We start from the raw sequence: 23,084 nt of genomic DNA on the forward strand, positions 1-23,084 counted from the left end.
CCGCTCTACCGCGCCGAACTCCTTGGCCTTCGCCAACGCACGAAAGCGGCCGTAGGAAAACCATCTACATGATGAATGTGTAAGCGATTGCCGTGGGCGTTCCAGGCAGGGGAAACGCACCGGCCGCGCGAAGGAGAAGACAGGAAAGCGCTCATGAGGTAAATTACGCCATGGCAAGGTGGCCTGACCAAGGGTGGGTATGAGACAAAATACTATGAGCCGCCGAGGATGGGGGGCGTTTGCACTCGGGCTGGCAATGACCAGCCTGTTTTCCTCTGCGGAAGCGAAGGATCTGATGTTGGCGGAGATTCATCCGCCCGGACATATCATCGTCAAGGCGGAAGAACTGTTCGCCAGCCGGCTGGCCGAACTGACCAACGGGACAATCGCGATCCAGATCAAGCATAGCGCCCAGCTCGGCAATGAAGGGAAGTACTGGGAGAGCGTACGCAACGGCTCGGTCGATGTGGTCCGGATCAACCTTGGCGGCATGGTCAAGGACATCCAGTCGGCGCGCTTGCTGAGCCTGCCGTATCTGTTCCGCTCGCGCGAACACATGTGGCGGGTGCTCGGCGGCGAGTTCGGCAAACGGGTCAAGGCGGAGGTCGAGAAAACCGGCGCTGTCGTGCTGGCCTACTACGACAGCGGCGCCCGCTCGTTCTATACGACGCAAAAGCCGATCCAGAAGCGCTCGGATTTCAACGGCTTGCGCATCCGGGTGCAGGACTCGCCGGTCTACAAGGATCTGATCTCCGAACTGGGCGGCACGCCGGTCGTCGTTTCCTACGAGAAGGTCAACGAGGCGTTCAGCAAGGGCGAGATCGACGGCGCCGAAAACAACCTGCCCTCGTACGTGTCGAGCGGACATCACCAGTACGCCCGCTACTACAGCATGGACGAGCACTCGTCGGTGCCGGAAATCCTGCTGATGTCCAAGAAGACCTGGGACGCCCTGACACCCGAGCAGCAGAAGGCAGTGACGACCGCCGCCGCGGAATCGTCCGCCTACATGAAGAAATTGTGGGCGGAATCGGAAGCCCAGTCGCTGGCGAAAGCACGCAAGGACGGCGCGGTGATCCTGGAAAAACATCAGGTTTACTTGAGCGGCATTGAAACATACGCGATCAAGGTGTACTCGAAATACGTGACGAACTCCGGGGATCTCGGGGTCATCCTCGACATCTTGCGTTCCGACTAAGCCGTCGGCGAAGCGGGAGGAACGAAATGCAGGCGACACACGAATTGCGTTTGCTTGTCCTAGGCGCCGGCGGGATCGGCGGCTATTTTGGTGCGCGGATCCACGCCGCCGGCGGCGACGTCACCTTTCTCGTGCGTCCGGCGCGGGCGGCCGCCTTGCGCGAAAACGGGCTGAAGGTGTTCAGTCCGCACGGGGATCTGCAGATCCGGCCAAAGGTGCTGACGCGTGACGAGTTGCGCTGGCCGTTCGACGCGGTGATCCTTTCCTGCAAGGCCTATGACCTCGATGCGGCGATGGACGACATCGCCCCGGCCGTCGGGCCACGGACGCTGCTGCTGCCGCTGCTCAACGGTGTCTCGCATATCGACCGTCTTGCGGCTCGCTATGGCCGCGAGCGCGTCCTCGGCGGCGTCGCGCAGGCGGCGCTGCTGGTCACGCCGGAGGGTCACATCCGCCATTTCAACGCCACGCACCGGCTGATTACCGGCGTGTTGGATCGTTCCGGCGAAACGCCGCCGGGCCTGCCTGAGCTGGCGCGTGTGATTGCCGCATCGGGCGTAGATTTCATCCTCGCCGACGACATCGAGCAGGCGATGTGGAACAAGTTCGTCTTCTGGTCGGCCCTGGCCGGGGCAACCTGTACCTTGCGTGCCAACATCGGAATCATCCTGCAGACCCTTGGCGGGGAAGAGTTCGTCACCGGCCTGATTGCCGAGTGCGGACGCCTCGCCGAACTGGCCGGGCACGCGCTGACCGTTCCGCAGCTATCAACCTGCCGCTCCCTGTTGACCGAAAGCGGGTCCGTTCTCGAAGCGTCGATGCTGCGCGACATCGAGCGCGGCAACCAGACCGAGGCGGCATACACGCTCGGCGACCTGGTCGAGCGCGCCTGGACGCTGGGCATCAACGCCCACTGCCTGCGTCTGGCGTATACGCACATGCAGGCCTACGAAATTCGCCGCCGTATGAGGTAACACGTGCGCCCGGCAGAAGCGGAAAACGGTAAAGTAGCACCATGACGCCGGTTGCTTCTGCGAGGGGCGCAGCAGGGCCGACGGATTTCTCGGGGGAGATGAAAAATGCGGGTGCTGGTGTTGGGAGCAGGGGGAATCGGCGGCTATTTCGGGGCCCGAATGCAGGCGGCGGGCGGCGACGTGACCTTTCTCGTGCGGCCCGGCCGGGCCGCACAGCTGCGCGAGAAGGGCTTGCAGGTATCCAGCCCGCTCGGCGATCTGCAACTGGTGCCGAAAGTCGTCACCAACGAGGAATTGAACGAGGCTCGCGAGGTCTACGACGTCATCGTGCTGACCTGCAAGGCCTTCGATCTGCCGTCGGCGATGGAGGCGATCGCCCCGGCGGTCGGCGAACAGACGGCGATCGTGCCCTTGCTCAACGGCGTTCGCCATATCGACACGCTGGTCGGGCGCTTCGGCGCCGGCCGCGTGCTCGGCGGTGTGGCCCTGATCTCGGTAACGCTGATGCCGACCGGCGAAATCCGCCACCTCAACCAGTTGCATCGCTTCACCATCGGTTCGCTCGGCTGGCGGCCGTCCCCGTGGCGCGAGCCGTTCGCCAGATTGATGGAATCATCCGGCGTCGATTTTGTGCTGTCCGACAATGTCGGCCAGGCGATGTGGGACAAGGTTGTGTTCCTCTCTACCCTGGCCGGAGCGACCTGTCTGATGCGCGCCAGCATCGGCGTCATCATGGGTACGCTGGCCGGCGAGGGCTTCATCAACGGGTTGCTCGACGAATGTGCGGCAATCGCCGCCGCCAACGGCCGCAAGCTGGCGGATACGCAACTGACGGTGTACCGCAACATGCTGACCGACCGCAATTCGCCGCTGGTCGCGTCGATGCTGCGCGATGTCGAGGCCGGCAAGCCGACCGAGGCCGATCACATCCTCGGCGACATGGTCGCCTGGGGGGAGAGCAAGCAGGTCACCGCTCCCCAGTTGCGCCTCGCCTACTCCCACCTGCAGGCGTATGAACGCCGCAGGCAGGCCGACGCGCGCTGATTCCCGCTATTCGGGGGCCGAGGAGCGGATCAGGTAATCAAACGCCGAGAGCGAGGCCTTGGCCCCCTCGCCCATGGCGATGATGATCTGCTTGTACGGCACCGTCGTGCAGTCGCCGGCCGCGAACACACCGGGCATCGAGGTCTGACCACGATTGTCGATCTCGATCTCGCCGCGCGGCGAAAGGTTGAGCGTACCCTTCAGCCAGTCGGTGTTCGGCAACAGGCCGATCTGCACGAAGATGCCTTCGAGTTCAATCGTGAGTTTCTCACCGCTGGCGCGGTCCTTGTAGACCAGGCCGTTCACCTTTTCGCCGTCGCCGGTCACTTCGGTCGTCTGCGCCTGGGTAATGATCGTGACGTTGGGGAGACTGCGCAGCTTGGCCTGCAGCACCGCGTCGGCACGCAGCACCGGATCGAATTCGAGCAGCGTGACGTGGGCGACGATGCCGGCCAGGTCGATCGCCGCTTCGACGCCGGAGTTGCCGCCGCCGATCACCGCCACGCGCTTGCCCTTGAACAGCGGGCCGTCGCAGTGCGGGCAGTAGGCCACGCCGCGGGCCTTGTATTCCTGCTCGCCGGGCACGTTCATGTTGCGCCAGCGCGCGCCGGTGGACAGGATCACCGTCTTGCTCTTCAGCGTCGCGCCGCTGGCCAGACGCACTTCCGTCAGGCCGTCCGGGCAGCTTGAGAGCGCCTCGGCGCGCTGCAGGTTGATGATGTCGACTTCGTAGTCGCGCACGTGCTGTTCGAGCCCGGCGGCCAGCTTCGGCCCGTCGGTTTCCTTGACCGAAATAAAGTTCTCGATCGCCAGCGTGTCGAGCACCTGGCCGCCGAAACGCTCGGCAACCACGCCGGTGCGCACGCCCTTGCGTGCCGCGTAGATGGCTGCTGCCGCACCGGCCGGGCCGCCACCGACGACGAGCACGTCGAAGGCTGCCTTGGCCGCGATCTTTTCCGCTTCACGCGCGGCGGCGCCGGTATCGATCTTGGCGACGATCTCTTCGAGCGTCATGCGCCCCTGGCCGAACGGTTCGCCGTTCAGATAGACGGTCGGAACGGCCATGATCTGGCGTTCCTCGACTTCCTTCTGGAACACCGCGCCGTCGATCATCGTGCTGCTGATGCCGGGGTTGAGCACGGCCATCAGGTTGAGCGCCTGGATCACATCCGGGCAGTTGTGGCACGAAAGCGAAATGAAGGTCTCGAAGCGGAACGAACCGGAAATTGCGCGGATCTGCTCGATCGTCGCCGCCTCGACCTTCGGCGGGTGGCCGCCGGTCTGCAACAGGGCAAGGACCAGCGAGGTGAATTCATGGCCCAGCGGAATGCCGGCGAAACGGATCCGGGCGGACTCCCCCGGGCGGCCGACAGTAAAGGACGGGCGGCGGGCGTCGTGGCCGTCCAGACGAATCGAGACCTTGGCTGAAAGCGAGTCGATGTCTTCGAGCAGGCCGTGCAGCTCCTGCGATTTGGTGCTGTCGTCGAGCGAGGCGACGAGTTCGATCGGCTGCTGCAGGCGCTCCAGATACGCTTTGAGCTGGCCCTTGATGGCGGCGTCGAGCATTTTTTTTCTCCCTATGACGCGGATTGGCAATGAACAAACGATAAAACGGGCGGCACGTCCGAGCCCCGGCTTGCGCCGGGGCGACGGTCAGCGAGAGACTCAGATCTTGCCGACGAGGTCCAGCGACGGGGCGAGCGTCGCTTCGCCCTCCTTCCACTTGGCCGGGCAGACTTCACCGGGGTGCGACGCGACGTACTGGGCGGCCTTGACCTTGCGCAGCAGTTCGGAGGCGTCGCGGCCGATGCCGCCGGCGTTGATTTCGATGATCTGGATCTTGCCTTGCGGATCGATCACGAAGGTGCCGCGCTCGGCGAGGCCGGCTTCCTCGATCATCACGCCGAAGTTGCGGCTGATCACGCCGGTCGGGTCGCCGACCATCACGTACTCGATCTTCTTGATCGTATCCGACGCGTCGTGCCAGGCCTTGTGGGTGAAGTGGGTGTCGGTGGAGACGCTGTAGATCTCGACGCCCAGCTTCTTGAATTCATCGTAGTTGTCGGCGAGGTCGCCCAATTCGGTCGGGCAGACGAAGGTGAAGTCGGCCGGATAGAAGAACACCACCGACCACTTGCCGCGCAGGTCAGCGTCGGAAACGGCGACGAACTTGCCGTTGTGGTAGGCGGTGGTGTTGAACGGGAGGACTTCGGTATTGATCAGCGATTTCATTGTTTTATCTCCTTGGGTGGGTTGTTTATCGAAGCGACGGAAGAATGGTAGCGAGGGTTGATCTGTTTTTGAAATTAATTGTTCCAATATTGTCGATAGTTTTTATCTATCGATAAACCACCTTCCAGTAAGGTGGTGAAAATGGACACGAGGGCTCCACAAAATGTTCCGGATCAAGCGCTTTGCCGGGTGCTAAGATTGAAAAGAGCGCCACCCGGGCCGACTCGCTTCAAACAACCGAACTGTCGCCGGCGGGAGAGACGGTTCAAATAGGGAGGTCACGGTGCGCAAGCAGAATAAAGGCTTCGCCGCCGGAATGTCGGCAATGCATCGCTTTGACGGCTTCTTGCAAGCACTGCGGGAAAGGTCCATGTCACCTCGCTTCGCCTTGAGCGTAAGCCTGCTTGTGTTTGCGATGGCCTTGCTGCTCTCGGAGGCACTCCTGCGTTTCCGGGAGGCAGAGCAAGCCTCCCAGCGCAAGGTCGCCGCCGTGGGGTTCGCCTCTGAGTTGCGCGCGCGTGTCGACCGGGAACTCAACTCCGTACTTTATCTGGCAAGCGGCCTTGTCGGCTATCTGGTGGTCAGGCACGACCGCCTGGATGCAGACGAAGTCAACCGCATTCTCGGTGCTGTTCATGTCTTCGGTCGCCACGTGCGCAATTTCTCGATTGCCATCGACTACCGCATTTCCCACGTTTTCCCGATCAAAGGCAACGAGCAGGCACTCAATCGCGATTATCGGGAGATTCCCGAGCAATGGCCGACAGTCAGGAGATCTGTTGAATCTGGCGAGAGCGTGCTGACCGGGCCGGTTGCGCTGTTGCAGGGCGGTTCGGCGCTGATCTACCGGACGCCCGTCCAGATTGAAGGAAGGTACTGGGGCCTGCTATCCACGGTCATCGACATGCCATCCTTTCAGAACGCCGCCTTCACGGGACTTGACCAGAATCGTTTCGACTTTGCGATCCGCAGTCGCGACTTCACTGGCGCCGGCAGCGTGTTCGTCGGCAGCTCGGAGTTGTTTGACGACCCCTCAGTTATCACGCTGCAATCCGATGTCCCGGGAGGCCGTTGGGTGTATGCCGTCCGCGCGCGCGAGCCGGACGGATTCGGCAGACCGTCGGGAATGAGGATCCTCGGAGGATTGTTGGCGATGTTGGCGGCGTTCAGCATCCATACCGTTTTGCGACAACGCGGCGAACTGGCCCGCCACGCCGGTTTCGACAGCCTGACGGGGCTGCCCAATCGCCGCCTGTTCGACGACCGGCTGGACCAGGCCATCCGGCGTCAGGCGCGTACGAGATCGGGGTTGGTTGCCGCGCTGTTTCTCGATCTTGACGGCTTCAAACAGATCAATGACCGGTATGGACACAAGATCGGCGACGTCGTCCTGAAAACCGTCGCCGAGCGACTCCGCACCGAGGTTCGCCTGGTCGATACGGTCGCCCGCTGGGCCGGCGACGAGTTCGCCGTTGTCATCGAAGACGCCAGCCGGACAAATGTCGAGCAGTTGGTGGAGCGTCTGCGCGAGTGCGTTGCCCAGCCGATCGAACTCGCGAACGCATCGCTGCAGACGGGAACGTCGGTAGGCGTGTCCTTCTATCCCGACGAGGCCGTCACCGCCAATGAACTGCTGGAGTTGGCCGATCGACGGATGTTTGACGATAAGGCGCGACGGCGCAAAGCCTGAGCCTATTCCGAAGAGGCCCGACGCTGCCAGACATGCTCGGGTACAATACGCCTCTTTTTTAATCAACGACTTCCGGGGTTTTTGAGTGCTCGTCGCGTCCAACATCACCATGCAGTTCGGGGCCAAGCCCCTTTTCGAGAACGTTTCCGTCAAGTTTGGCGAGGGCTACCGCTACGGTCTGATCGGCGCCAACGGCTCCGGCAAATCGACCTTCATGAAGATCATCGCCGGCGAACTGGAACCCTCGGCCGGCAACATTTCCAAGGACGCGCACGAGCGCATGGCCTTCCTGCGCCAGGACCAGTTCGCCTACGAAGACCAGCGCGTCATCGACGTGGTGATGATGGGCCACCAGGAGATGTGGGCGTGCATGCAGGAGAAGGATGCGATCTACGCCAACCCGGAAGCGACCGAGGAAGACTACCTGCACGCGGCAGAGCTTGAGCACCACTTCGCCGAGTTCGGCGGCTACACGGCCGAAGCGCGTGCCGGGGAGCTGCTGCTCGGCGTCGGCATCCCGTCGGAACAGCATTACGGGCCGATGAGCGAAGTCGCGCCGGGCTGGAAACTGCGTGTGCTGCTGACGCAGGCGTTGTTCGCCGACCCGGACATCCTCTTGCTCGACGAACCGACCAACAACCTCGACATCGCGACGATCCGCTGGCTGGAAAACGTGCTCAACGACCGCAACAGCACGATGATCATCATCAGCCACGACCGCCACTTCCTGAACCAGGTGTGCACCCACATGGCGGACCTGGACTACGGCAAGATCACCGTCTATCCGGGCACCTACGACGACTTCATGGAGGCTTCGTCGCAGGCCCGGCAGCAACAGAAGAACGCCAACGAGCGCGCCAAGGAGCGCATCGCCGAACTGCAGGAGTTCGTGCGCCGCTTCTCGGCCAACAAGTCCAAGGCCAAGCAGGCCACCAGCCGGATGAAGCTGATCGACAAGCTCAAGCCCGAGGACATCAAGCCGTCGTCGCGGCAGTATCCGTGGATCCGCTTCGAATACGACGAGAAGGAAAAGCTGCACCGTCAGGCCTTCGAAATCGAGAACCTGTCGTTCGGCTACGACGGCGGTCCGAAGCTCTTCAACAACTTCGACCTGTCGCTGAACGCCGGCGACCGCCTTGCCGTGATCGGCGAAAACGGTGTCGGCAAATCGACGCTCCTCAAGCTGCTGGTCGGCGACCTCACGCCGCAGCACGGCGAAATCCGCTGGACCGAGAAGGCGCGCTTTGGCTACTACGCGCAGGACCATGCCGAGGACTTCAAGAGCGACACGCCGCTCACCGAATGGGTCGCCGAGTTCGCCCGCGCCAACGCCGCCGAGGGCGAGGATCTCGAGACGCTGATCCGTGGCACGCTCGGCCGCCTGCTGTTCTCCGGCGACGAGGTGAAGAAGCCGGTCAAGGTGATCTCCGGCGGCGAGCAGGGCCGCATGATCTTCGGCAAGCTGATGCTGCAGAAGCCGAACGTGCTGGTCATGGACGAACCGACCAACCACCTCGACATGGAGTCGATCGAGTCACTGAACACCGCGCTGGAGAAGTTCAAGGGCACGCTGGTCTTCGTCTCGCACGATCGCGAGTTCGTTTCCTCGCTGGCCACGCGCATCCTGGAAATCCGCACCGACGGGACGATCGTCAATTACCTTGGCACCTACGAGGAATACCTCGCCAGCCAGGGTATCGAGTGATCGGCGGGTGAGCGCCCACTGACCGTGATGCTGCGCCGGCTGTCCTCGCTGATCCTGCGCAGCATCGGCTGGCAGCCGGTCTTCGTGGCGCCACCGTGCCCCAAGTCAGTGGTGCTCGTCTATCCGCACACCTCGAACTGGGATTTTCCGCTGGGCATGCTCTTCCGTTTCTGGTGCGGCATCCGCTTTCACTGGGCTGGCAAGGATTCGCTGTTCCACGGGCCGTTGGGCGGGCTGTTCGTCCGGCTGGGCGGCATCCCGATCAACCGGCGCGAGCCGAACGGGACGATCGCCCGACTGGCCGGCGCTTTCGCGCAGAAAGAGACGATCCATCTGTGCATCGCGCCCGAGGGCACGCGTGCCCGCGTCGAACACTGGAAAAGCGGTTTCTACCACCTGGCCCGGAGCGTCGGCGTCCCGGTCGGCCTCGGCTTCATCGACTACCGCCGAAAGCGCATCGGCGTCGAATGCTGGATCGAGCTGACGGGCGACAAAGCGCGGGACATGGCACGCATTCGCGCCTATTACGCGGAAACTGCCCCGCTGCGTGCGGAAAATGCCGGCCCGATCCGGCTGAAGGAGCCGTGATTCATTGGCCTTGCTGTTTGGCGGCGGCCTTGGCTTCCGCCTTCGCGCGTTCCTTCGCTTTCTTTTCGATCTGCTCGGCGTGCTTCCTGGCGCGCTTTTGCTGTTCTGCCTGCCGCTTCGCCTGTTCCTCGGCCAGTTTTTTCCGGTTCTCCGCGGCCTTGCGCTCCTTGTCCGCCTGCTTCTGCGTGCGCTCGGCAGACTTGGCGGCTTCCTCCTCGCGGTAACGCTCGGCGCTTTTCCGTTGTTCGGCCTCGCGCACAGGGCGCTCGGCCTCGCGTTGCGCCTTTTCGGCCTCGACTTCGGCACGGTGAGCCTCGCGCTGGAATTCGCGCGCCGGCGCCTCGAGTTGGCGCGCGTCGATGATCGTTTGCGTGTAGCGCTTCTTGGCATCAACCAGGCAGTCATTGACCAGAATTTTCTGGTAGCAGGCGGCTTGCTCCGCGGCGTAGCGCTTTTCCGCATCGTTACGCATCGTCGCCGCCTGCTTTTGCTGCGCCTCGGCCTGTTCCAGCGTTTGCGGCACGGGGGCCGCGGATTGCGCCCACGCGGGCAAAACAGTCAGCAATGAAAGCAGGGCAATGGTTCGGCGCAGCATGAGCAGGTCTCCTTCGGGGCGCTAATCTATCAGAAATCCGGGGGCGCCTTGTATGCTACGCCGAAGGCCGTGATGTTGCCCTCGGCACGCTTCGCCGCTGGACTTTCATGCGTTCAGGATTATGCTGAATGAGCGTGCTACCATCCGGCGGTCATGCAACGCCGATCAGGATTCCCATCATGATGCTCACGGTCTGGTCCCGGATATTCCACCTGGCATCGGGCGGCCTCGCCCTGTTGGCGCTTCCGTTGGTGGTTGCCGCGCAACAGGCGGACGACGCCGGAACGTTCTCCCTGCACGGTTTCGGCACCCTTGGGGTGGCCCGCGCAAGTAATGGCCGGGCGGAAATTGCGCGGGATCTATCGCAGCCGGACGGCGTCTCCGACCATTGGTCGGGAAAAATCGACTCCAATCTGGGCGTGCAGGCCAATTACCTCGTCAACGACACTGTGGAAGCGGTCGTTCAGGCGGTCAGTCGCTACAGCCATCGCGGGAATTTTGCGCCGCAGATCACTGAAGCGCTCCTGAAGTACGATCCGAGTCCGTACCTCAGCGTGCGTGCAGGACGGGTGAGTACGGATTTCTTCATGCACGGCGATAGTCGGCTGATCGGTTATTCCCAGCTCAGCGTGCGCCCCAACATCGACTATTACTCGTCGCTGGCGATTTCTTTCCTTGATGGCGCGGATGCACAAGTCACCGCGCCGATCGGCGACGGGTTGTTGCGCGGCAAAGGCTATATCGGGTTCCTCGGCGAGAAGCTGCCCTTCGGCGGCGGCTACCTCGACCTGCGCGGCTCGCGGGCGATGGGCGCCTATCTCGATTATCAGGAAGGGGGGTGGCAGTGGCGGGGTGGAGTCGCCCAGATCCGTTTCAGGCACCGGATGCCCGATGCTGTCGGCGAATTGCAGGAGGATTTGCGGAACACCGCCCAGCCAGCGGCTCGGGACGCCGCAGATGCCTTTGACTTGCAGGGCACCCGCGCGCATTACTATTCCGCCGGGGTCGTCTATGACCGTGGGCCGTTCATGGCGCAATTGATGCTGGGGCGCCTGAGCTATGAAATGGACGCGATGCAGGATCAGGACGCCCTCATGTTCCTGACAGGCTATCGGGTTGGCGAGTTCAAGCCGTTTGCCGGTTATTCGAGAACTCGTACGCGCAGTGCGCGCGTGTCGTCCGGATTGCCGGATTCCGGCAGCAGCGCAGCGATCAACGCGAGGCTCGCCTCCATGCTGGCGGAGTCCGGGATGGATCAGCACACCTATACGCTGGGCATGCGCTGGGACTTCCGGCGCGACATGGCGCTCAAGGCACAGCTGGACATGATTCGCGGCAAGCCGGACTCCCTGTACACCTTCCGCAACGAAATGCCCGGCTGGAACGGCAGGACCAATGTCGTCACGTTGACCCTGGATTTCATCTTCTGATGAGTCGCGCCATGCGCCGCCACATGCTCGTCTTCGTGCTTCTGCTCATGCCGCTGCTGGCGGCGGCGGAGTCGATCGTCGTCGTCGCCAATCCCGATAGCGGCGTCACCACGCTGAGCCGCAACGAGGTGATCAACATCTTTCTCGGTAGCTTCCGGCAACTGCCGTCGGGCCTTGTCGCCTCGCCGGTCGACCTGCCTCCCGGACACCCGGTACGGGCGGAGTTCTATCGACGGCTGGTGGGGAAAAGTCCGGCCGAAATCAGTACGTACTGGGCGCGTCTTGTTTTTTCCGCCAGGACGCGGCCGCCGATCCAGACGGAACGGCTGGAGGACGCACTGTCTCTGGTCAAGGGGAGCGCGACGGTAATCACCTACCTGGAACGCAGCCAGGTGATGGGCCGGCTGCGGGTGGTGTTCGAACTGGCCGAGTAAGATGACGGGCCGTTGTTTTTCAGGTGGTTTTTCGAGATGAGCTGCATGCAATCATTCTGGCGACGAAGCATTGTCTGGCTGGCGGTTTCGCAGGTTGTCGGGGTCGCGCTGGTGGTCGGCCTGGCATTCGTGCTGGTGACCGCCTATGCCACGGAGTACTACACGCGGCAGGGCATGTCGCAGCGGATCACGGAGCTTCTCGCCACCGTGGAGAGCACGGCGCAGGTTGCCTGCTTTACCCGTGACCAGACGCTGGCCGGCGAAGTGGTCAAAGGCCTGGCGACGAACGGCGAGGTTTTCGCCGTCACTCTGGTCGGCGGAGGCGAGGTGCTTGCCTCCCATGTTCGCGACGCCGTCGATGGCGAACGAAGCCGCCAGGCTGCCGCTGCGCGGGTCAGCCAGCGAATCACCTCGCCGTTCGATCCCTCGCAGATGGTCGGCGAACTGACCATCGACCCCGATCCGGAAATCATTCGCCAGCGCGTCAGGGAGAACGGCGGTTTCGTCGCGCTGTTGCTGGTGTTGCAGTTGCTGGTCGTCGCCGCCGCGGTCATCGCGGCCGTCCTGTTGTGGATCGTGCGCCCGATCAAGAAGATGTCGGACCGGCTGCACGTGATGGATGCCAGCTCGATCGCGCCACTCCCCGTCCCCGATGGCCACGAAGGGACCGAAATCGGGCGGCTGGTGGCCGACATCAACCAGCTCGGCAGCCGTCTCGTCGCCGCTCGTGACGACGAACATCGCCAGCACGTCCAGCGCGAGATCGGCGAGCGGAAGTACCGGGCGATTTTCGAGAACGCCGATTCGGGAATCTTCGTGGTCGATTCGCGCGGGGTTTTCCAATCGTGCAACCAGGCGTTCTTCCGCCAGCTGGACCTGGCAAGCCCCGCGGAACGCAGCGGCGAGCTGGGCCTGGCAGGATTGCCCTGGTGCCAACCGGATCACCTCGTCGCACTGATCGAACGGTGCACTGTCCTGAACCAGTCGGTATCCGACGACTTCGAGTATGTATCCGGCAAGGACGATGCCCGCTGGCTTTGCGTCACGCTGACACCGGTCGGGGACGGGTTGATCCAGGGACAACTGACTGACATTTCGCGGCACAAGCTGGCAGAGCTGATGGCGCAACAGGAGGCCATTACCGATTCGCTGACCGGCTTGCTGAACCGCGACGGCTTCCTGCAGAAAATCGAGGAGGAAATCGCCGCCTGCGGCAACGAAATGAACGCCGGTTTTGCCATTCTCATCGTTGACCTCGACGGCTTCCGACGCGTCAACGAATCGATGGGACTGGCCTCCGGTGATCAGATCCTGTCCATCACGGCGCAGCGCCTTCGCTCCTGCCTGAAGAGCGGCGACATCGTTTCGCGTCTGGGAAACGACTCCTTTGGCATCGTGTTGCGCTCCGCACTTACCGAACAGGAGGCTGCCAACATCGCGGCACGCATCGCCACGGCCTTGAAGGGCTTCTTCGAGATCGGCACGACATCGTTGCAACTGGGTGGTTGCCTCGGCATCACCCTGTACCCGGCGGACGGAAGCGACCCGGCGACGCTCCTGCGCAACGCCGAGATGGCGCTCGATCATGCCCGTCTTGCCGGCAACGGACGCTACAGCTTCTTCGACGTGACCATGGCGAGGAATGCGGAACACCGCCGCAAATTGGAAAACGATCTGCGGTTCGCTGCGCGGCGCAACGAGCTCGCAATCCTCTTCCAGCCGATCATTGATTTGCCACAGCGGCGCATGGTCGGCGCGGAGGCGCTGATTCGCTGGATGCATCCCGAGCGCGGCATGATTCCGCCCGATGTGTTCATTCCTCTCGCCGAGGAGACCGGCGCGATCATCAACATCGGTCTCTGGATCGTCGAAACGGCATGCCAGCAGCTGGCAACATGGAAAAAGCAGGGGGCCGGATACTACATCTCGATCAACATCTCGGCGCGGCAGATTCCTGACGGCCTGCCGCCGATCACCCTGATCGAAACGGTCAACCGCTACGGAGTCGATCCGGGCAGTCTGGCGATCGAGATCACCGAAAGCGTCTTCATGGGCGATTCCGATGCCGCGCAGACTTGGCTCGATGCCGTGCACGAACTCGGTTTCCGGATCTATCTCGACGACTTCGGCACAGGCTACTCATCCCTGTCCTACATCAAGCGCTTTCCGGTCGACGTCCTCAAGGTAGACAAATCCTTCGTGCGCGACATGAGCGAGGACAACAGCGACCGGGCGCTCGTCGGAGCGATCATCAACATGGCCGGCAGCCTCGGCCTGACGGTCGTCGCCGAAGGCGTTGAGTCCGCGCACCACCTTGAACTGCTCGCGCAGGCCGGTTGCCGCTGCGTGCAGGGGTACTATCTTTCCCGCCCGGTACCGGTCGCCGAGATCGATGCTGCTGCCGAGCGGGTCGCCGGGTTGCTCGACGGAAATGTTCGGCCCCCCGGGGATGATGTGACAGTCGGCTTGCTTTCCGATAAAAAGCCTGTATAATCCGCGCCTCGCTCGTTTGATGTCTCAGACGGGCAGTTGCTGGGGAGTCGCCAAGTTGGTCAAGGCACCGGATTTTGATTCCGGCATTCGAAGGTTCGAATCCTTCTTCCCCAGCCATCCGGTTTCTTCCAGTCGGGCAGGTAAGCTTACCTGCCCGTATTGCTTTCAAGCTGTGCCCCGGGATCTTTGCTATGGCCTACGATAGCCTGATGGTCTTCACCGGCAATGCCAATCCGAAATTGGCTGCCGATGTCGTCAGACGACTGAATATCTCACTCGGCCGAGCCAAGGTGGGTCGCTTCTCCGACGGCGAGATTTCCGTCGAAATTCAGGAGCACGTACGCGGTCAGGATGTCTTCATCCTGCAATCGACCTGCGCTCCGACCAACGAAAACCTGATGGAGCTGCTGATCATGGTCGACGCGCTGAAGCGCGCCTCGGCCGGACGGATCACCGCCGCCATCCCCTATTTTGGTTACTCCCGACAGGATCGTCGCGTGCGCTCGGCGCGCGTGCCGATCGCCGCCAAGCTGGTGGCCGATCTGCTGGCCGCCGCCGGCGTGCAACGGGTGTTGACCATGGACCTGCACGCCGAGCAGATCCAGGGCTTCTTCAACATCCCGGTCGACAACATCTACTCGTTGCCGATCATGCTGGCCGACGTCTGGAAGCAGGATTTCGATGGACTGATGGTCGTCTCGCCCGACGTCGGCGGTGTCGTGCGCGCGCGGGCGCTGGCCAAGCGCCTCGAGTGCGACCTGGCGATCATCGACAAGCGCCGCCCGAAGGCCAACGTCTCCGAGGTGATGAACATCATCGGCGATGTCACGGGACGCACCTGCGTGCTGATGGACGACATGGTCGATACCGCCGGTACCTTGTGCAAGGCGGCCGCCGCGCTCAAGGAGCACGGGGCGAAAAAAGTGCTGGCGTACTGCGTACACCCGGTGCTTTCCGGTGCCGCGGTCAGCCGCATCAACGATTCGGCGATCGACGAACTGGTGGTCACCGATACGATCCCGCTTTCCGAGGATGCGCAGAAATGCTCGCGTATCCGCCAACTGTCGGTGGCCGACGTGCTGGCCGAGACGATCCGGCGGATCAGCAACGAGGATTCCGTGTCGTCGCTGTTCATCGAATAGTTTTTTCCCATACCCCGCCTGGTCGCGGGCGGGTTTTTACTTCAACCAGGAGTTGTCATGCAATTTGAACTGAACGCGCAAGCGCGCACACTGCAGGGGTCCGGAGCGAGCCGCCGCCTGCGTCGCGCCAAGAAGGTCCCGGCCATCATCTACGGCGGTACTGCCGCTCCGGAAATGGTCGAGCTCGACCATAACGACCTGATCCTCTCCCTCGCCAAAGAGGCGTTTCACTCGTCCGTCATTACGCTGAAGGTCGATGGCAAGCCCCAGACCGTCCTGCTGCGCGACGCCCAGATGCACGCCTACAAGCCGCAGGTCCTGCACGCCGACTTCCAGCGTATCGATGCAACGCACGCCGTGCACCAGAAGGTGCCGCTGCACTTCGTCAACGCCGAAGCCGCGCCGGGCGTCAAGCTCGCTGGTGGCACGGTGTCGCATGCGATGAATGACGTGGACGTAACCTGCCTGCCGCAGGATCTGCCGGCTTTCATCGAAGTCGACCTGAAGGATCTGCAAGCTGGCCAGACGCTGCACGTTTCGCAACTCGTTTTCCCGCAAGGCGTCAAGCCGATCATGCACGGCAGCGACGATCCGGTCGTCGTCGCCATCACGGCCAAGAAGGCGGCTGCAGCCGAAGGCGAAGAAGCTGCTCCTGCTGCCTGATCCATCGCCGTTTCGATGTGACAAGCCGTCGCCGGTTAATGCCGCGACGGCTTTCCGTTTTGGAGCGTCCATTTCGTGAGTAGAGCATGCCCGCCCCGCGTCTGATTGTCGGCCTCGGCAACCCCGGCGCCGAGTATGCGGACACCCGCCACAACCTTGGTTTCTGGTTCGTCGACCGGCTGGCCGGTGACCTGCGCGTCACGCTTGCATCGCAAAGTAAATTCCATGGCCTCGTCGGACGCAGCGGCGACCTGTGGTTGCTCAAGCCGTCGACCTTCATGAATCGCTCCGGCTTGGCGGTCCTGTCGCTGGCAAACTTCTACAAGATCCTGCCGAATGAAATCCTTGTCGTCCACGACGAGCTCGACCTGCCGCCGGGCGGGATACGCATCAAGCAGGGCGGCGGCAACGGCGGCCACAACGGCTTGAAGGACATCCAGTCACATTTGGGCACCCCGGACTTCTGGCGCCTGCGCCTCGGCATCGGCCATCCCGGCGATCGCAACGAAGTCATTAACTACGTTCTCAAGGCCCCGCGCCGCGAGGAGCAGGAACAAATCGACCGGGCGCTTGACCGCTGCCTGCTGGCCTGGGCGAGGCTCGGCGCGGGCGACTACGCGACCGCGCAACAGGCCCTGCACGGCAAGGCCACCTAAATGCTAAACGAATTGCAACGAACAGGATTATTACCATGAGCCTCAAATGCGGAATCGTCGGCCTGCCCAACGTCGGCAAGTCCACCCTCTTCAACGCGCTGACCAAGGCCGGCGTGGCGGCGGAGAATTACCCCTTCTGCACAATCGATCCGTCGGTCGGTGTCGTCGAGGTGCCGGACAAGCGCCTGGCCGCGCTCTCGGCCATCGTCAAGCCGCAGCGCGTGGTTCCCGCAGTGACCGAGTTCGTCGATATCGCCGGCCTGGTCGCGGGTGCCTCGAAGGGCGAAGGACTGGGCAACCAGTTCCTGGCCAACATCCGCGAGACCGACGCGGTGCTGCACGTGGTGCGTTGCTTCGCCAACGACAACGTGATTCACGTCTCCGGCAGCGTCGATCCGATCCGCGACATCGAGGTCATCGACACCGAACTGGCGCTCGCCGATCTGGCCACCGTCGAGAAGGCACTCAACCGCTACCGCAAGCCCGCCAGCGCGGGCGACAAGGAGGCCAAGCTGCTGGTCGCCGTGCTGGACAAGTGCTACGCCCAGCTCGATCAGGGCAAGCCGGTGCGCGCCCTCGACCTGTCGAAGGAGGAATGGGCCAACCTGAAGCCGTTCTGCCTGATCACCGCCAAGCCGGTGCTGTACGCGGCCAACGTCGCCGAGGATGGCTTCGAGAACAATCCGCGGCTCGATGCGGTGCGCGCGCATGCCGCGGCGGAGGGTGCCGAGGTCGTGGCCATCTGCGCTTCCATCGAAGCCGAAATAATCGAGCTGGACGATGAGGAAAAGCAGATGTTCCTCGCCGATCTCGGGTTGGAAGAACCGGGACTGGACCGCCTGATCCACACGGCCTACCACCTGCTCGGCCTGCAGACGTACTTCACCGCCGGGGTCAAGGAAGTGCGCGCGTGGACGATCCACAAGGGCGACACCGCACCGCAGGCCGCCGGGGTGATCCACACCGATTTCGAGCGCGGCTTCATCCGAGCACAGACCATCGCCTTCGACGACTTCATCACCTACGGCGGCGAGCAGGGCGCCAAGGAAGCCGGCAAGATGCGCTCCGAAGGCAAGGACTACGTGGTCAAGGATGGCGACATCCTCAATTTCCTCTTCAACGTCTGACGACGTTCCGGCGGCGAACCCGGGTCGCTACCGCGGCCGTTTCGCCCCGTCGCCGACCGGGCCGCTGCATTTCGGTTCCCTCGTCGCGGCCGTCGGCAGCTATCTCGATGCGCGCGCCCGCGGGGGCGAATGGCTGGTGCGCATCGAGGATATCGACGCACCGCGCACGGTGCCCGGGGCGGCTGACCATATCCTGCAGACGCTCGACAGCTTCGGCTTCGAGTGGGACGGCGAGGTAATCCATCAGAGTCGCCGTCTCGATCTTTATCACGCGGCGCTGGTGCGCCTGCAACTTGCCGGGCTGGCGTACCCTTGCGCCTGCTCGCGCAGCGAGATTGCCACGTCGGCGAGCCGCGCCTCGATCGATGGCGGCCTGCTCTATCCCGGGACCTGCCGCGCCGGACTGAAGGCGGGCGCGGCGGCGCGCGCCTGGCGCTTGCGCGTGCCCGACCGGGAATTCGTCTGCCATGACCGCATCCAGGGCGAGACGCGGCAGAACCTGGAAAAGGATGTCGGGGATTTCGTGTTGCTGCGCGCCGATGGGCAATACGCCTACCAACTGGCGGTCGTCGTCGATGATGCTGATCAGGACGTCAATGCCGTGGTGCGCGGCGCCGACCTGCTCGATTCGACGGCACGGCAAGTCTGGCTGCAGCAGTGTCTGGGGGTTCCGACGCCCGTCTACGCCCACTTGCCGGTTGCGGTCAATGCGGCCGGGGAAAAGCTTTCGAAACAGACCCGCGCGGCCGCCGTCGACCCGACGGACGGGGTGGCCATGCTGCGCCGCGTCATGCGTTTTCTCGGCCAGGCGGAGTGCCCGGACCGGAACGGCGGATCGCTGCGCGAATTCTGGCAATGGGCGATCGCCGCCTGGGATATGGCCCGCGTCCCCGCCGCGCGTGCCGTTTCCTCTGCCGAAACCTGCAGTCCTCAGTCGAAGGACAAAAGCGCCGACAACGCGGCGTGATCGGAGATGCGCGACCAGGGCGCGCCGGAATGTACCTTGGCCTGTTTTACTGCGAAGCCCCGCGCGTAGATCCGGTCGAGGCGAAGCACGGGACGTTTTGCCGGAAAACTGCGTCCCGGCGAACCGGATTCCCCGCTCTCGCCGGCAAATATCTCGCACAGGCCGAGGCGCCGCGCCAGCCGCGTGTCAGCCTCGTTGCGCCAGTCATTGAAATCGCCGGCAATGATCAGCGGCGCGTCAGGCCCGGCGACCTCCTCCAGATAGGCTGCCAGCGCGTCCATTTGCCGTCGCCGCGAGCGGGCAAAGAGCGAGAGGTGCACACAGACGCAATGGACGGGCACCGGCGTTCCCGGAATGCTGATCCGGCAGTGGAGCAGTCCGCGCCGTTCGAAGCGCAGGTGCGTGACGTCCTGGTTGAAAGCATGCTCGATCGGGAAGCGCGAAAGGATCGCGTTGCCATGGTGGCCATGATCGTAGACGACATTGCTCCCATACGCCGTCGCCTGCCAGACCTCGGCGGCCAGAAAATCATGCTGCGCCTCCTCCGGCCAGTTCTCGATCCGCGCGGCATGCAAGCTGTGCGCGCCCTGAACTTCCTGCAGGAAAACAATGTCCGCGCCGAGCTGCCGCAACTGCTCGCGCAGTTCGTGCACCATCATGTGCCGGTTGAACTGCGAGAACCCCTTGTGGATGTTGTAGGTGACGATGCGCAGGCCGGAGTTCTTCATGGCGCTCACGATACCGCGAGCATCCTCTCCAGCGCCAGCTTGGCCTCGACAAGTTCGTGTTGGGGGACGCGGATGGGATTGACCACGTGGCCTGCGGCGAGGTTTTCCAGCGTCCACGCCAAATGCTGCGGGTCGATACGCTGCATGGTAGAGCACATGCACACCGTCGGAGCCATGAACTGGACGGTCTTGCCTTCCGGCTTCACTTCTTCGGCCAGGCGGTTGACCAGGTTGAGCTCGGTACCGACCAGCCAGCGCGTGTTGGCGGGTGCTTCCTTGACGATCTTGACAATGTGCTCGGTCGAGCCAACGTAGTCGGATAGCTGGCAGACTTTGAAACTGCATTCCGGATGGGAGATGACCAGCCCGTCCGGATGCTCGCTGCGGAACTTGCGGATGTGCGCTGGCTGGAACATCTGGTGGACGGAGCAGTGCCCCTTCCAGAGCAGCAGTTTCGCCTTGCGGATTTGTTCGGGAGTCAGTCCGCCGAGTTCGAGATCGGGATCCCAGACCAGCATCTCGTCGAGCGGAATGCCCATTGTATGGCCGGTCCAGCGCCCGAGGTGCTGGTCGGGGAAGAACAGGATCTTCTCGCGCTGGCCGAACGCCCATTCGGCGATCGTCCGCGCGTTCGACGAGGTGCAGACGATGCCGCCATGCCGTCCGCAGAAGGCCTTCAGATCGGCGGCCGAGTTGATGTAGGTGACCGGGGTGAACTGCTCCTCGGCGTTCAGCACTTCGTTCAGTTCGCGCCAGCAGCGCTCGACTTTCGCCAGGTTGGCCATGTCGGCCATCGAACACCCCGCGGCCAGGTCGGGGAGGATCGCGGTCTGGTGCGGCCTGGACATGATGTCGGCCACTTCGGCCATGAAATGCACACCACAAAAGACGATGTACTCGGCGTCGGTTTGCGACGCCAGGCGGGCGAGCTTCAACGAGTCGCCGGTCAGGTCCGCGTACTGATAGACGTCGGCGCGCTGGTAGTGATGGCACAGAATCACGGCCTTGCTGCCGAGCTTTGCGCGGGCCGCGCGAATACGCGCATGGCACTCGGCGTCTGGCATTTGGCTGTACAGGGCGAAGTCGATGCTTGGGGCGTTCATGGATGCGTCTCTTGAATGACCGGAGACTTGCTCCGGGATGGATTTGATCAACTGTGCCAGGGCAGTCCGGCGAATCGCCAGCCGCCCAGCTTGCCGCGCTGGCCGTTGGCGTCCACGTTGCCTTCGAAGCCTTCGAGCACGTTGTAGCACTCGGTATAGCCAACCTCTGTAGCCAGGCAAGCGGCATTGTGCGAGCGGGCCCCGCTGCGGCAGATGAACATGACGAGCGACTCGGTGTCGATCTGGCGTTTGAGCTGGGCCAGAAAATCGGGATTCGGCTGGCCACCGGGATAGCTTTGCCATTCGATCTCGATCGCGCCCGGGATGCGACCAACCCAATCCCATTCAGCACGGGTGCGGACGTCAACGAGCTTGGCGCCGGGAGCATTCTGCCAGACGGCCCATGCTTCGGCGGGGGTAAGTGCCCCGGCATAAGGCAGGACGAGTTCCGCGACGCGGTCTTTCGCCTGTTCAAGTGTTCTGGAAAGCGATCCCATCGATATGGCTGCGAGTGTGGGTGAGGACAAAGTATAAACCGTGAATGGCGTTTCTTCGTTCCCTGAGGCAGCGTCAGGCGGCCATAGGTTCCGACAAGACCGAGTTTCAGTGCCGGACGAAAGCTGATAACGTGTGCGCCGACCGGAGCGAATATTGCTGGCGCACTATTGTGGTGCGACATTCTTTGTTTTTTGCACTATTGTGGTGATATTGCAGCCGAATCAGGCGGTGGCTGTTGCATATCTCGTGGTGGTTCGTTGGTGTGTGTTGGGTGGCATGGTTTCTGCTAGTACCCAGAGCACTTTTTTCATTGTCGCCGGAATGACCGGTACTCGCTGAGGAGACTTTGCAAATGGCAAGCCCGCAAGACGTTATCAAGATGGTCAAGGAAAACGAGGTCAAGTTCGTCGATTTCCGTTTTACTGACACCCGTGGCAAGGAACAGCACGTTACTGTACCGGTCAGCGCGTTCGACGAGGACAAGTTCGAGAACGGCCACGCTTTCGATGGCTCGTCCATCGCCGGCTGGAAGGGTATCCAGGCGTCCGACATGCAACTGATGCCCGATCCGGACACTGCCTACATCGACCCGTTCTTTGACGAAACCACCGTGGTCCTCACCTGCGACGTCGTCGATCCCGCCGACGGCCGTGGCTACGACCGCGACCCGCGCTCGATCGCCAAGCGCGCCGAAGCCTATCTGAAGTCAACCGGCGTTGGCGACACCGCCTACTTTGGCCCGGAACCCGAATTCTTCATTTTCGACGGCGTCGAGTGGTCGGTCGACATGTCCGGCTGTAACCTGAAGATCCATTCCGCTGAAGCGGCCTGGAATTCCGGCGAAAAGAACGAAGGCAACGGCGCCACCGGTCACCGTCCGGGTGTGAAGGGCGGCTACTTCCCGGTTCCGCCGGTCGACAGCCTGCACGACATCCGTTCGGCCATGGTGCTGACGCTCGAATCGCTGGGCGTCCCGGTTGAAGTGCATCACCACGAAGTAGCCAACGCCGGCCAGTGCGAAATCGGCACCCTGTTCAGCACGCTGGTCAAGCGCGCCGACTGGACGCAGATCCTCAAGTACGTCGTGCATAACGTGTCGTACCAGTATGGCAAGACGGCGACTTTCATGCCCAAGCCCATCGTTGGCGACAACGGTTCCGGCATGCACGTCCACCAGTCGATCTGGAAGGACGGCAAGAACATGTTCGCGGGCAACGGCTATGCCGGCCTGTCGGAAATGGCGCTGTTCTACATCGGCGGCATCATCAAGCACGCCAAGGCGCTGAACGCGATCACCAACCCCGGTACCAACTCGTACAAGCGTCTGGTTCCGCACTATGAAGCGCCGGTCAAGCTGGCCTACTCGGCGAAGAACCGCTCGGCCTCGATCCGCATCCCGCACGTCGCTTCCGACAAGGCGCGCCGTATCGAGACCCGCTTCCCGGATCCGATCGCCAACCCGTACCTGTGCTTCTCGGCCCTGCTGATGGCCGGCCTCGACGGTATTCAGAACAAGATCCACCCGGGCGATGCCGCCGACAAGAACCTGTACGATCTGCCGCCGGAAGAAGACGCGAAGATCCCGACCGTTTGCGCCAGCCTCGAAGAAGCCTTGGCCGCTCTCGACAAGGATCGCGAGTTCCTGACCCGGGGCGGTGTCTTCTCCAACGAATGGATCGATGCCTACCTCGAACTGAAGATGGACGAAGTCAACAAGGTGCGCATGACGACCCACCCGGTCGAGTTCGAGCTGTACTACAGCTGCTAAGCGGTTCGCGGCCAACGGAAAGGACGGGGACTCCCCGTCCTTTTTTATC

The 23,084-nt window shown here is 62.8% G+C and carries 21 protein-coding genes and 1 tRNA gene; 16 read left to right on the plus strand and 6 right to left on the minus strand.

Annotated features, from left to right (window positions below):
- The first annotated feature begins 214 nt into the window (after window positions 1-214).
- From BO74_RS10455 to panE, 3 genes are all read left to right on the plus strand, one after another.
- The gene (locus tag BO74_RS10455) at window positions 215-1,198 is read left to right on the plus strand and encodes a TRAP transporter substrate-binding protein (protein ID WP_496442138.1); all 984 of its coding nucleotides are present in this window, start codon (window positions 215-217) and stop codon (window positions 1,196-1,198) included.
- A gap of 26 nt (window positions 1,199-1,224) precedes the next feature.
- Window positions 1,225-2,172: a ketopantoate reductase family protein gene (locus BO74_RS10460; RefSeq protein ID WP_496442140.1), complete on the plus strand. Its 948-nt coding sequence runs from the start codon at window positions 1,225-1,227 to the stop codon at window positions 2,170-2,172.
- A gap of 105 nt (window positions 2,173-2,277) precedes the next feature.
- The gene (gene panE / locus BO74_RS10465) at window positions 2,278-3,216 is read left to right on the plus strand and encodes a 2-dehydropantoate 2-reductase (RefSeq protein ID WP_496442142.1); all 939 of its coding nucleotides are present in this window, start codon (window positions 2,278-2,280) and stop codon (window positions 3,214-3,216) included.
- Window positions 3,217-3,222: 6 nt separating this feature from the next.
- Here panE and ahpF read toward each other — a convergent pair whose 3' ends face one another.
- Both ahpF and ahpC read right to left on the minus strand, forming a co-directional pair.
- A complete protein-coding gene (gene ahpF, locus BO74_RS10470) occupies window positions 3,223-4,782 on the minus strand; it encodes an alkyl hydroperoxide reductase subunit F (protein WP_496442144.1) in 1,560 nt (519 codons plus the stop codon).
- 99 nt (window positions 4,783-4,881) lie between these two features.
- Window positions 4,882-5,448 carry an alkyl hydroperoxide reductase subunit C gene (gene ahpC, locus BO74_RS10475; RefSeq protein WP_496442145.1) on the minus strand — a complete coding sequence of 189 codons (567 nt, stop codon included), beginning with the start codon at window positions 5,446-5,448 and terminating at the stop codon, window positions 4,882-4,884.
- A gap of 370 nt (window positions 5,449-5,818) precedes the next feature.
- Here ahpC and BO74_RS10480 point away from each other — a divergent pair, with 370 nt between their 5' ends.
- The 3 genes from BO74_RS10480 (at window position 5,819) to BO74_RS10490 (ending at window position 9,431) form a co-directional block, all read left to right on the plus strand.
- On the plus strand, window positions 5,819-7,138 hold the full coding sequence (locus tag BO74_RS10480; protein ID WP_496442146.1) for a GGDEF domain-containing protein: 1,320 nt from the start codon (window positions 5,819-5,821) through the stop codon (window positions 7,136-7,138).
- 85 nt (window positions 7,139-7,223) lie between these two features.
- Window positions 7,224-8,843, plus strand: coding sequence for an ABC-F family ATPase (locus BO74_RS10485; protein ID WP_496442147.1), 1,620 nt, complete (start codon window positions 7,224-7,226; stop codon window positions 8,841-8,843).
- A gap of 27 nt (window positions 8,844-8,870) precedes the next feature.
- Entirely contained in the window at window positions 8,871-9,431 is a 561-nt protein-coding gene (locus BO74_RS10490; protein WP_496442203.1) for a 1-acyl-sn-glycerol-3-phosphate acyltransferase, read from the plus strand.
- 1 nt (window position 9,432) lies between these two features.
- On the opposite strand, the gene BO74_RS10495 is transcribed toward BO74_RS10490, so the two are convergent.
- On the minus strand, window positions 9,433-10,026 hold the full coding sequence (locus BO74_RS10495; RefSeq protein ID WP_496442148.1) for a hypothetical protein: 594 nt from the start codon (window positions 10,024-10,026) through the stop codon (window positions 9,433-9,435).
- A 128-nt stretch (window positions 10,027-10,154) separates the two neighbouring features.
- Between BO74_RS10495 and BO74_RS10500 the strand changes: the two genes are divergently transcribed.
- From BO74_RS10500 to gluQRS, 9 genes are all read left to right on the plus strand, one after another.
- The gene (locus BO74_RS10500) at window positions 10,155-11,456 is read left to right on the plus strand and encodes a hypothetical protein (RefSeq protein ID WP_496442149.1); all 1,302 of its coding nucleotides are present in this window, start codon (window positions 10,155-10,157) and stop codon (window positions 11,454-11,456) included.
- Window positions 11,456-11,890 (plus strand): hypothetical protein, encoded by a 435-nt coding sequence (locus BO74_RS10505; protein WP_496442151.1) that lies wholly within the window; start codon window positions 11,456-11,458, stop codon window positions 11,888-11,890. Before BO74_RS10500 ends, BO74_RS10505 begins: the two co-directional genes overlap by 1 nt.
- A gap of 45 nt (window positions 11,891-11,935) precedes the next feature.
- Window positions 11,936-14,383 (plus strand): putative bifunctional diguanylate cyclase/phosphodiesterase, encoded by a 2,448-nt coding sequence (locus BO74_RS10510; protein WP_496442153.1) that lies wholly within the window; start codon window positions 11,936-11,938, stop codon window positions 14,381-14,383.
- Window positions 14,384-14,423: 40 nt separating this feature from the next.
- Window positions 14,424-14,500: transfer RNA gene (locus BO74_RS10515), tRNA-Gln, on the plus strand.
- A gap of 74 nt (window positions 14,501-14,574) precedes the next feature.
- A complete protein-coding gene (locus BO74_RS10520; RefSeq protein ID WP_496442154.1) occupies window positions 14,575-15,525 on the plus strand; it encodes a ribose-phosphate pyrophosphokinase in 951 nt (316 codons plus the stop codon).
- Between the two features lie 57 nt (window positions 15,526-15,582).
- Window positions 15,583-16,188 (plus strand): 50S ribosomal protein L25/general stress protein Ctc, encoded by a 606-nt coding sequence (locus BO74_RS10525; protein WP_496442156.1) that lies wholly within the window; start codon window positions 15,583-15,585, stop codon window positions 16,186-16,188.
- A gap of 86 nt (window positions 16,189-16,274) precedes the next feature.
- Window positions 16,275-16,844: an aminoacyl-tRNA hydrolase gene (gene pth / locus BO74_RS10530; protein WP_496442157.1), complete on the plus strand. Its 570-nt coding sequence runs from the start codon at window positions 16,275-16,277 to the stop codon at window positions 16,842-16,844.
- A gap of 35 nt (window positions 16,845-16,879) precedes the next feature.
- Entirely contained in the window at window positions 16,880-17,971 is a 1,092-nt protein-coding gene (ychF, locus tag BO74_RS10535; protein WP_496442158.1) for a redox-regulated ATPase YchF, read from the plus strand.
- Window positions 17,937-18,938 carry a tRNA glutamyl-Q(34) synthetase GluQRS gene (gene gluQRS, locus BO74_RS10540; protein WP_496442160.1) on the plus strand — a complete coding sequence of 334 codons (1,002 nt, stop codon included), beginning with the start codon at window positions 17,937-17,939 and terminating at the stop codon, window positions 18,936-18,938. The genes ychF and gluQRS overlap by 35 nt, the downstream gene beginning before the upstream one ends.
- Here the strand turns inward: gluQRS and BO74_RS10545 are convergent.
- The 3 genes from BO74_RS10545 to BO74_RS10555 are packed head-to-tail and all read right to left on the minus strand — an operon-like array spanning window position 18,902 to window position 21,266.
- Complete coding sequence (locus tag BO74_RS10545; protein WP_496442205.1) at window positions 18,902-19,666, minus strand: endonuclease/exonuclease/phosphatase family protein; 765 nt, start codon at window positions 19,664-19,666, stop codon at window positions 18,902-18,904. The genes gluQRS and BO74_RS10545 overlap by 37 nt on opposite strands.
- A gap of 5 nt (window positions 19,667-19,671) precedes the next feature.
- On the minus strand, window positions 19,672-20,769 hold the full coding sequence (gene nadA, locus BO74_RS10550) for a quinolinate synthase NadA (RefSeq protein ID WP_496442161.1): 1,098 nt from the start codon (window positions 20,767-20,769) through the stop codon (window positions 19,672-19,674).
- 47 nt (window positions 20,770-20,816) lie between these two features.
- Window positions 20,817-21,266 carry a rhodanese-like domain-containing protein gene (locus BO74_RS10555; protein WP_496442163.1) on the minus strand — a complete coding sequence of 150 codons (450 nt, stop codon included), beginning with the start codon at window positions 21,264-21,266 and terminating at the stop codon, window positions 20,817-20,819.
- A 353-nt stretch (window positions 21,267-21,619) separates the two neighbouring features.
- Here BO74_RS10555 and glnA point away from each other — a divergent pair, with 353 nt between their 5' ends.
- On the plus strand, window positions 21,620-23,035 hold the full coding sequence (glnA, locus tag BO74_RS10560) for a type I glutamate--ammonia ligase (protein WP_496442164.1): 1,416 nt from the start codon (window positions 21,620-21,622) through the stop codon (window positions 23,033-23,035).
- The last annotated feature ends 49 nt before the right edge of the window (window positions 23,036-23,084 follow it).

The organism is Propionivibrio pelophilus DSM 12018, from assembly GCF_059569095.1.

Bases quoted from the DNA above. Each gene is read 5' to 3' on its own strand.
- glnA (WP_496442164.1), top strand. From the start codon at position 21,620: ATGGCAAGCCCGCAAGACGTTATCAAGATGGTCAAGGAAAACGAGGTC.
- panE (WP_496442142.1), top strand. From the start codon at position 2,278: ATGCGGGTGCTGGTGTTGGGAGCAGGGGGAATCGGCGGCTATTTCGGG.
- BO74_RS10545 (WP_496442205.1), bottom strand. From the start codon at position 19,666: ATGAAGAACTCCGGCCTGCGCATCGTCACCTACAACATCCACAAGGGG.
- BO74_RS10495 (WP_496442148.1), bottom strand. From the start codon at position 10,026: ATGCTGCGCCGAACCATTGCCCTGCTTTCATTGCTGACTGTTTTGCCC.
- nadA (WP_496442161.1), bottom strand. From the start codon at position 20,769: ATGAACGCCCCAAGCATCGACTTCGCCCTGTACAGCCAAATGCCAGAC.
- BO74_RS10510 (WP_496442153.1), top strand. From the start codon at position 11,936: ATGCAATCATTCTGGCGACGAAGCATTGTCTGGCTGGCGGTTTCGCAG.
- BO74_RS10490 (WP_496442203.1), top strand. From the start codon at position 8,871: ATGCTGCGCCGGCTGTCCTCGCTGATCCTGCGCAGCATCGGCTGGCAG.
- ahpC (WP_496442145.1), bottom strand. From the start codon at position 5,448: ATGAAATCGCTGATCAATACCGAAGTCCTCCCGTTCAACACCACCGCC.
- BO74_RS10455 (WP_496442138.1), top strand. From the start codon at position 215: ATGAGCCGCCGAGGATGGGGGGCGTTTGCACTCGGGCTGGCAATGACC.
- BO74_RS10555 (WP_496442163.1), bottom strand. From the start codon at position 21,266: ATGGGATCGCTTTCCAGAACACTTGAACAGGCGAAAGACCGCGTCGCG.
- gluQRS (WP_496442160.1), top strand. From the start codon at position 17,937: ATGGCGACATCCTCAATTTCCTCTTCAACGTCTGACGACGTTCCGGCG.
- ychF (WP_496442158.1), top strand. From the start codon at position 16,880: ATGAGCCTCAAATGCGGAATCGTCGGCCTGCCCAACGTCGGCAAGTCC.
- BO74_RS10460 (WP_496442140.1), top strand. From the start codon at position 1,225: ATGCAGGCGACACACGAATTGCGTTTGCTTGTCCTAGGCGCCGGCGGG.
- BO74_RS10520 (WP_496442154.1), top strand. From the start codon at position 14,575: ATGGCCTACGATAGCCTGATGGTCTTCACCGGCAATGCCAATCCGAAA.
- BO74_RS10505 (WP_496442151.1), top strand. From the start codon at position 11,456: ATGAGTCGCGCCATGCGCCGCCACATGCTCGTCTTCGTGCTTCTGCTC.
- BO74_RS10500 (WP_496442149.1), top strand. From the start codon at position 10,155: ATGAGCGTGCTACCATCCGGCGGTCATGCAACGCCGATCAGGATTCCC.
- pth (WP_496442157.1), top strand. From the start codon at position 16,275: ATGCCCGCCCCGCGTCTGATTGTCGGCCTCGGCAACCCCGGCGCCGAG.
- BO74_RS10480 (WP_496442146.1), top strand. From the start codon at position 5,819: ATGTCACCTCGCTTCGCCTTGAGCGTAAGCCTGCTTGTGTTTGCGATG.
- BO74_RS10525 (WP_496442156.1), top strand. From the start codon at position 15,583: ATGCAATTTGAACTGAACGCGCAAGCGCGCACACTGCAGGGGTCCGGA.
- ahpF (WP_496442144.1), bottom strand. From the start codon at position 4,782: ATGCTCGACGCCGCCATCAAGGGCCAGCTCAAAGCGTATCTGGAGCGC.